This window comes from Shinella sp., from assembly GCF_052438155.1.
In the GTDB taxonomy this organism is placed as follows: domain Bacteria; phylum Pseudomonadota; class Alphaproteobacteria; order Rhizobiales; family Rhizobiaceae; genus Shinella.
Genome location: NZ_JBQVPI010000072.1, coordinates 1 through 7,096 on the forward strand (window position 1 = coordinate 1; position 7,096 = coordinate 7,096).

9 protein-coding genes are annotated in these 7,096 nt (G+C 57.3%); 2 read left to right on the top strand and 7 right to left on the bottom strand.

What is annotated here, in order from left to right; all coding sequences use genetic code 11:
* From ACT6VE_RS34135 to ACT6VE_RS34165, 7 genes are all read right to left on the bottom strand, one after another.
* The coding region (locus ACT6VE_RS34135; RefSeq protein ID WP_444802585.1) for a transposase at nucleotides 1-244 on the bottom strand (244 nt) is incomplete at its 3' end.
* Between the two features lie 150 nt (nucleotides 245-394).
* Entirely contained in the window at nucleotides 395-1,066 is a 672-nt protein-coding gene (locus ACT6VE_RS34140) for an RraA family protein (RefSeq protein ID WP_444802586.1), read from the bottom strand.
* A 16-nt stretch (nucleotides 1,067-1,082) separates the two neighbouring features.
* The gene (locus ACT6VE_RS34145) at nucleotides 1,083-2,105 is read right to left on the bottom strand and encodes a C-terminal binding protein (protein WP_444802587.1); all 1,023 of its coding nucleotides are present in this window, start codon (nucleotides 2,103-2,105) and stop codon (nucleotides 1,083-1,085) included.
* On the bottom strand, nucleotides 2,105-2,857 hold the full coding sequence (locus ACT6VE_RS34150; protein ID WP_444802593.1) for an amino acid ABC transporter ATP-binding protein: 753 nt from the start codon (nucleotides 2,855-2,857) through the stop codon (nucleotides 2,105-2,107). The genes ACT6VE_RS34145 and ACT6VE_RS34150 overlap by 1 nt, the downstream gene beginning before the upstream one ends.
* A 2-nt stretch (nucleotides 2,858-2,859) precedes the next feature.
* Nucleotides 2,860-3,657 (bottom strand): amino acid ABC transporter permease, encoded by a 798-nt coding sequence (locus ACT6VE_RS34155; RefSeq protein ID WP_444802588.1) that lies wholly within the window; start codon nucleotides 3,655-3,657, stop codon nucleotides 2,860-2,862.
* The gene (locus ACT6VE_RS34160; protein WP_444802589.1) at nucleotides 3,657-4,382 is read right to left on the bottom strand and encodes an amino acid ABC transporter permease; all 726 of its coding nucleotides are present in this window, start codon (nucleotides 4,380-4,382) and stop codon (nucleotides 3,657-3,659) included. The genes ACT6VE_RS34155 and ACT6VE_RS34160 overlap by 1 nt, the downstream gene beginning before the upstream one ends.
* 159 nt (nucleotides 4,383-4,541) lie before the next feature.
* Nucleotides 4,542-5,369 (bottom strand): transporter substrate-binding domain-containing protein, encoded by an 828-nt coding sequence (locus ACT6VE_RS34165; RefSeq protein WP_444802590.1) that lies wholly within the window; start codon nucleotides 5,367-5,369, stop codon nucleotides 4,542-4,544.
* A 135-nt stretch (nucleotides 5,370-5,504) separates the two neighbouring features.
* Between ACT6VE_RS34165 and ACT6VE_RS34170 the strand changes: the two genes are divergently transcribed.
* Together ACT6VE_RS34170 and ACT6VE_RS34175 are read left to right on the top strand one after the other, a co-directional pair.
* Nucleotides 5,505-6,401, top strand: coding sequence for a LysR substrate-binding domain-containing protein (locus ACT6VE_RS34170; RefSeq protein WP_444802591.1), 897 nt, complete (start codon nucleotides 5,505-5,507; stop codon nucleotides 6,399-6,401).
* A 399-nt stretch (nucleotides 6,402-6,800) separates the two neighbouring features.
* Nucleotides 6,801-6,944, top strand: coding sequence for a transposase (locus ACT6VE_RS34175; protein WP_444802592.1), 144 nt, complete (start codon nucleotides 6,801-6,803; stop codon nucleotides 6,942-6,944).
* Nucleotides 6,945-7,096 lie beyond the last annotated feature (152 nt).

Here is a 7,096-nt window from a genome sequence, read left to right on the forward strand (position 1 = left end):
CGGCAAGACCTTCCATCACCCGGCCAAACACGCCCATAACACCCCAACGCTTCCAACGGTTATAGAGCGTCTTGTGCAGCCCGTACTCCCGGGGTGTATCCCGCCACCGCAAGCCATTGCGATTGACAAAAATGATCCCGCTCAGAACACGGCGGTCATCAACCCGAGGCTTGCCGTGGCTCTTGGGAAAATACGGCGCAAGCCGCGCCGTTTGCTCATCTGTCAGCCAATAAAGGTCGCTCATGATCAGTCTCCTTGCGGGGCCTGAATCACATCCGACGCATCAAATCAATGGGTCCTGACCCTAGCCTTCATGCCATCCTGCCTTTCGTCTCGGATTCACGCCGGCATCGGAGCACGGCCAGCATGGTTGGTTATTGGCCGAATGGCACGATCAGGAATACGGCAATAGCACTTCCGACGAGGTCATCTTGTACATTTCCGTGATCGTTTGGCCGTTGCGGATACTGTCGATGTAGGTGGCCTCTTTCTTCAAGTGCGCCTGGGCGGCCGCCAGGATTTCGCCGGCGCGCTCCAGCGGAACGACGACGACGCCGTCGTCATTGCCGATGACGACATCACCCGGGCGGATTGTCGCGCCATTGATGCCGATGCGGCCATCGATGACACCGCCGAAACCGTGATGCGGTCCCTTCGGCACAACGGCCTTGCAGAACATGTTGAAGCCGAGCTGCCGGATTTCGGCGACATCACGTACGGCGCCATGGACGACTGCGCCACCCAGCGTTCGATGGGAGGCTTCGACTGTCATGATGCCGCCCCACACGGCGGTGTCCTCGAATCCGCCGGCATCAACCACGAGGATTTCGCCCGGCCGGGCCGAACCGATGAGCTCGCATATGCTGGCGCAGTCGCCCACCATGACCTCGACGGTCCGCGCCTGACCGCATACAGACAGGCCGGCGCTGACCGGCTTCAAGGAGGCACCAAGCGACTGCGTGCGGTTCATGCAATCCGAGGCTACCGCTGGCGGGATTTCCCGCCAGGCTGCCAGAACATCGTGGCTAAGCTGTTGGAACTGCTGGTTGATACGAATATATGCCATGTTGCTTCTCCGACGCTTATGACTTGGCAGATTGCCAACCGGGGTTGACGTTGTTGCGAATTTTTCCCTTAACCAAGAAATCCATCAGGATTTGCGCTGAGAATGTGCGCATGTCGACATACCCGGCCTCGGAGTAGAAGGCGGCATGCGGAGACACGATGAAGCGGCCGGCCAGCCACGCCTCGTTGTTGCGCCATGCGGTCAAAAGCGTCGGCTCATCGATCGGCGGCTCCTGCGGCAGGACGTCGAGACCGGCTGCGGCAAGCTTGCCGCTGCGTAGCGCCCGCTCGAGCGCCTCGATGTCCACCAACCCGCCGCGCGCGATGTTGATGAAAACGGTATCGTCCTTGCACATCGCCAACAGTTCGTCGTTGACGATGGAGCGGGTTTCATCGGTGAGCGGGGTATGGATGCTGACGACGTCGGCATCTGCGAGCAGTTCTTCAAGGGAGTCGCGACGCTCGAAACCGATGCCGAGATCGTGGCCTTCCGGCAGGAAGGGGTCAAAATAGGCGACGCTCATATCGAAGGCGGCGGCGCGACGGGCGACGGCGGTACCAATGCGGCCAAGACCGATAGCGGCAAAGCGGCCACCACGGATACGACGGACAACCGGAACGTTTTCGGCAATAAAGCCCGCGACCGGATCGGCCTTCATTCGCTTCTCGTAAGTGCCTATGCCGCGCACCAGATAAAGCATCATCGCCAGGGCATGGTCCGCGACCTCGGTGGTTCCATAGTTGGGAACGTTCGAGACCGGAATGCCGGCTTCGCGGCAGGCGGCGACGTTGACGTTGTCGAACCCGACACCGACGCGCACGATATGCTTGCAGTTTTCAAGCTTGGCGATCGTTTCCGGTTGGATACGCATGCGGTGCCAGACGAGTATCGCATCACACGAGCGCCAGTCGCTATCAGCGATCGCATTCGGATCCGTTTCGTCGTAGATCACATAGTCGAAAAGATCTCCCGACACGTTCTTTTCGATCACCAGATCGCGCTGGTGTGCGTCCGGGACAAGAATTTTGTATTTTTTCATTACAGGACCTTGGATAGGAATTCGCGGAAACGTTCGTCTTTGGGATTCTTGAACATTTGGCCGGGCGGGCCGTGCTCGACGATGACACCGCGATCGGTAAAATAAACTTCGTCGGCCACTTCCTCGGCGAAACGCATCTCATGGGTGACGAGAACGCAGGTCATGCCTTCGCTGGCGAGATCGCGAATGACGTTGAGCACCTCCTTGACCATTTCCGGGTCAAGTGCCGCCGTGACTTCGTCGAAAAGTATGACCTGCGGCTGCATGGCCAAAGCACGGGCAATCGCCACACGCTGCTGTTGGCCGCCGGAGAGCTGTCCAGGATAGGCCTTTTCCTTGCCCGATAGCTTGACTTTGCCCAAAAGTTCCAAGGCGCGCTTCTCAACCTCGGCCCTGTTCTGGCCAAGCACCTTGACCGGTGCCATGACGATGTTCTCTAGAACGGTGCGATGAGGGAAGAGATTGTACTGCTGGAACACCATCGAAACCTTGTGCCTGAGAGGCACGAGTTGCTTTTCGGTGTGCAGCTTCTCAACCTGGAACTCGCCGACCCTGATCGTGCCGGCATCGATGGGCACCAAGGCATTGATGCATCGCAGAAGGGTCGATTTGCCCGAGCCAGAGGGGCCGATGATGCAGACCACACTCCCTGGTTTGACCGCCATGGAGATGCCGTTGAGCACGTGCACGGAGCCAAAGGACTTGCGGATGTTAGAGATCTCGATGATCGGATCGATCGTGCTTTTGGTCATGGTTAGTTTTGCGTCCTCAGGTGGCGTTCGAGGCTTCGACTCCAAGTCGCCAGCGGATAGGCGAACGCGAAGAACATGAGCAGAATGTAGAGGTAGACGGCGGTCGCATAGCTGTCGCCGTCAGCGGCAATTACAGTCTTGCCGATGGACATGACATCGGTGGTGCCGGTAACGACGATGAGACTGGTGCCGATGAACAGCATCGCATAGGTGGTCATGATGTTGGGGAGCATGATCGGAAGCGCCTGCGGCAAGACGATCGACCACATGATCTGCTGACGTGTATAGCCGAGCGCCCGTGCCGATTCCCATTGGCCGTCGGGAATGGCACGAATGCCGGAGCGGAAAACTTCCGCCATATACGCGGTGACCGGCACCGACAGACCCGCCACCGCTTTGATGAATGGCGAAAGATAGATGGTGTAGCCGAACAATGAGGTTTTGAACGGGAGCAGATAGAGCATTGCGTAAAGGACGACCAGCCAGGGCGAATTGCGCATGACATTCATGACGAAGATCGCCAAGTTGCGCGTCAGCGGCGAATTGGAGACCATCATTGCGCCCAGAAAAAAGCCGGCGAACGAAGCGATTGCCATGACGATGAAGCTGACCAGGACATTGATGGCGAAGCCGCCACTGACCGTCGAAAAGCCCGGAGCCCCTGTCAGCAGGAGTGGCGTGCGATTGACGAGCACCTGGAAGGCGTTTGCGCTGTCGTGGCGATAGGTAGCGACAAAGACGACGGCCATGAAGGCGATCACGCCAAGGAAGCCAAGGAAAGCATTTCTCGAATGTCTCATCAGACCCCGACGCCTCCGGAAAAGCCCGGCACGGCCAGGCGCTGGGCGATCATCTTGGCTGCGAAGGTCGCAACCGATGCGATCACCAGATAGATGATCCAGATCACGATCATCACCTCCAGATTAAGGAATGTTTCAAGACTGATTTGCGTGGCGTAAAACATGACGTCGGTGACGGCCACCAGGGAGGCTTGGGCCGAAGTCTTGATCAAGCTCACTACATTGCTGGTCATGTTGGGAATGGTCGTGCGCACGGCGAGCGGCAATTCGACCAAACGGAAGATGGCCGCGCGCGAGTAGCCGAGTGCTCTTGCGCCCTCGACGGTTTGGAGAGGCACCGCCCCGATACCCGAACGGATGATCTCGACGGCAATGGAACCGTTGTACAGCGCGAGCGATATGACGACGCAGGCAAAACCGGAAAACAGCGGGATCTGTGCGCCAGTAGTGTGGTCGGTGATGGTGACGCCCAGGTCTGAGAGCATAAAGTAGAGAAAGAATAGCTGCACCAGCGGCGGCGTGTTCCTGAACAAATCCACCAGAACGATCACCAGGGGATGAACAAACGGCACTTTGAAATGAACGATCGCGGCGCCCGCTATGCCAACGCTCAGCATGGAAGCCGTGCCGGCCACCGCCAACAAGATTGTGACCCATAGGCCCTTCAACAGCCAATCAAAGTAGAGCGGATCAGCCAGCCAACTGAAATCCAATCCGAAAATCATGAATAGTGGTCCTGCATTAGCCAGAGGATACGAACCCGCGCTTGAAGCAGGTCGCCGCCATCTAGAGTTTTTGCAATCGTACCGGCAACGGATCGTCGCATGGTCCGCCGCGGGGACGCCAGGCCGGGACACATGCGGGCATGTGTCCCGGCATTGGCATCAGTGACCAGCTGCCTTGGCGTCGGTGGCTCGCTTGGTCACGTATTCGCTTTCGCCCATGGAGAATTCCTTCTCCGCACTGATGAGTACTCCCGTAGCTTCAGCCGACAGGATCGCCTCGTTGACCGCCTTCAGGAAGGCCGGCTCGTCCTTGCGCACGCCACCGGCGATTGGGATGTAGTTGAACGTCTCCAGCGCGATCTTGTACGTCCCCGCCCATTCTGGCTCGGCGATCTTTTGCCTCAGGATCGGCCCGTCGAAGGCGATCGCCTCGCAACGCCCGTCCTGGAATGCCTTGAACATCTCAGCCGTACCCGTAAACAGCACCGTCTCGGCACCATATTTCCCGGTAATCGTCTTGTTGTAGAGGTTACCCTGGATGCCGCAGAGCTTCTTGCCGCTGACATCCCCCCAGGATTTGATCGCAGTATTCTTCAGACCAAGGAGTTCGATGCCGGCCATCATGTAATAGGCTTCGGTGAAATCGATGACCTTGGCGCGTTCCGCATTTTGTCCGAGCGTGGCCAAGATGAGGTCGATGCGTCCGGCGTTCAGCAACTCGATGCGGTTTGAAGCGATGACCGGCACAAGTTCGATCGCATCTTCCGAGCCCAGGATCGTCTTGGCGACCTGCTTGGCGAGGGCAATTTCATAGCCCTTGAGAGCCGCATCTTTGTCGAGAAAGCCGAACGGACGGTAATCGTTTTTTATGCCGACGATAATCTTGCCGCGCGCCTTGACCTCGTCCAACTGGTCGGCAAGCACCGGAGCGGCGCTGAGTGTCACAGCCGCCGCGACCCCGCACAACATCGCTAGAACCTTTTTCACGTCATTCCCCTTTTTATTAAACGGTGATTTCTTGGGCAATTTAGCAAGTTATGACCATAATGAATAATACTGTTTCCTTTCATTTTTATAAGACCTACTAATGGTATTTGTATCATATCTGGGAGGGGAGAACGGATGAATGTGAGGCAATTGGAGGCATTCAGGGCTGTAATGTCGTGCAGAAGCGTCAGCGGTGCCGCTCTGGTGCTTAACGTCTCCCAGCCGGCGATAAGCCAGCAGATTGCCATACTGGAGCAAAGCTGCAGGTTCAGCCTGTTCGAGCGGGTCAAGAACCGACTGCATCCGACGCGGGAAGCCGAGGCGCTCTTGGTTGAGGTCGATCGCATTTTCGACGGGCTCAATCGCATTTCCCGGGTGACGGAGGCGCTGCGCCAGCAGAAGTGGGGTGCGATCAGTGTGGGGTCGTTTCCCGCAGTGGGCAAAAGAATTCTCCCCCGTATGATCGCCTCGTATATGTCGGAGCGACCTGATCTGGAGTTTCACCTGCAAAGCATGCGCAGCATCAGCCTGATCGATGCGGTCGCCGCCCAACAAATGGATGTCGGCGTCAGCTTTCTTCCCGGAGACAGGAAGGAGATCGAGAGCATTCACATCAAGAGCGTCAAGGCCGTATGCATCCTGCCTGCGGGTCACGCTCTCGCCTCGAAGGCGATGATCCACGCGCGTGACCTCGAAGGCGAGAAATTCATATCGCTCGGTAAACAGGACCGCGCACGGATGCAGATCGACAAAGTGTTTTCCGACTGCGGCGTGATCCGTCACCTCCAGATCGAGACTGGCCAGTCGGATGCGGCAATTGCCTTGGTGGGGGAAAAAGCAGGCGTTTCAGTTGTCGATCCGTTCAGTGCTTGCGATTTTCCGACCAAGGATGTTCTCGTGCGACGTTTCGAACCAGAAATTGAGTTCGGAGTGTGGATATTGCGACCAAAACTGCATCAGAAATCTACCTTGATTGAAGGTTTTATCGACTTCTTGAAGAGGGGATTTGCGGCCATGCCAGGGATCGACTGAAATGTCGTTTAGCAGTTAATCGTAAGACTCTGTCTGCAATAGTTTCAATCACTTAGCCCGGCGCTTAAAGTGATGTTGGGCAGTGATCAACGAGTCCTGACCCTAGCATACTCTCGAGTAGAGCACGCGCCAGTTCGCAGCAAGGGCCAGCCCCTCGAGGAAGAGCCAAGCCTTCTTCAAGAGCATTATTGGCTTGGGTGGCGAGAATTGACCGGCAAGGACACGAACGTCTGAAGGCGACGCTGCCGATGGCTGCCGGTCTAAGTGTCTGTTTGACAACTTACCTTTACGATTCACGCTTATGATGTGGCGGATGAGAGCTGGGGCCGGATGGCCAAGATCGAGAGGACGACGAAGCGATATCTGACCGAGGAGGAATGGTCGGCGGTTTAGCCTTTGATGCCTCCAGCCCTCGCAACCGGCCGGCGGCAGCAGAGGGATTTACAGGAAATCTTCAATGCCATCCGATACATGGTGCGTTCGGGTTGCGAATGGCGGATGCTGCCGACCCACTTTCCGCCGTGGCAGACGGTCTACTGGTAGTTTCGGCGGTTCGTGCCTCGATTGCTGTTCCAGACCATCCATAACGTCGCCCGGTGGCGTCACCTTAACCGGCTGGTGTGGATCGGGACGATAGTCTACCGGCATGACGGAAGAGGTGTGCGCCCACTACAAACGTCACCGCTTTCCGGCCG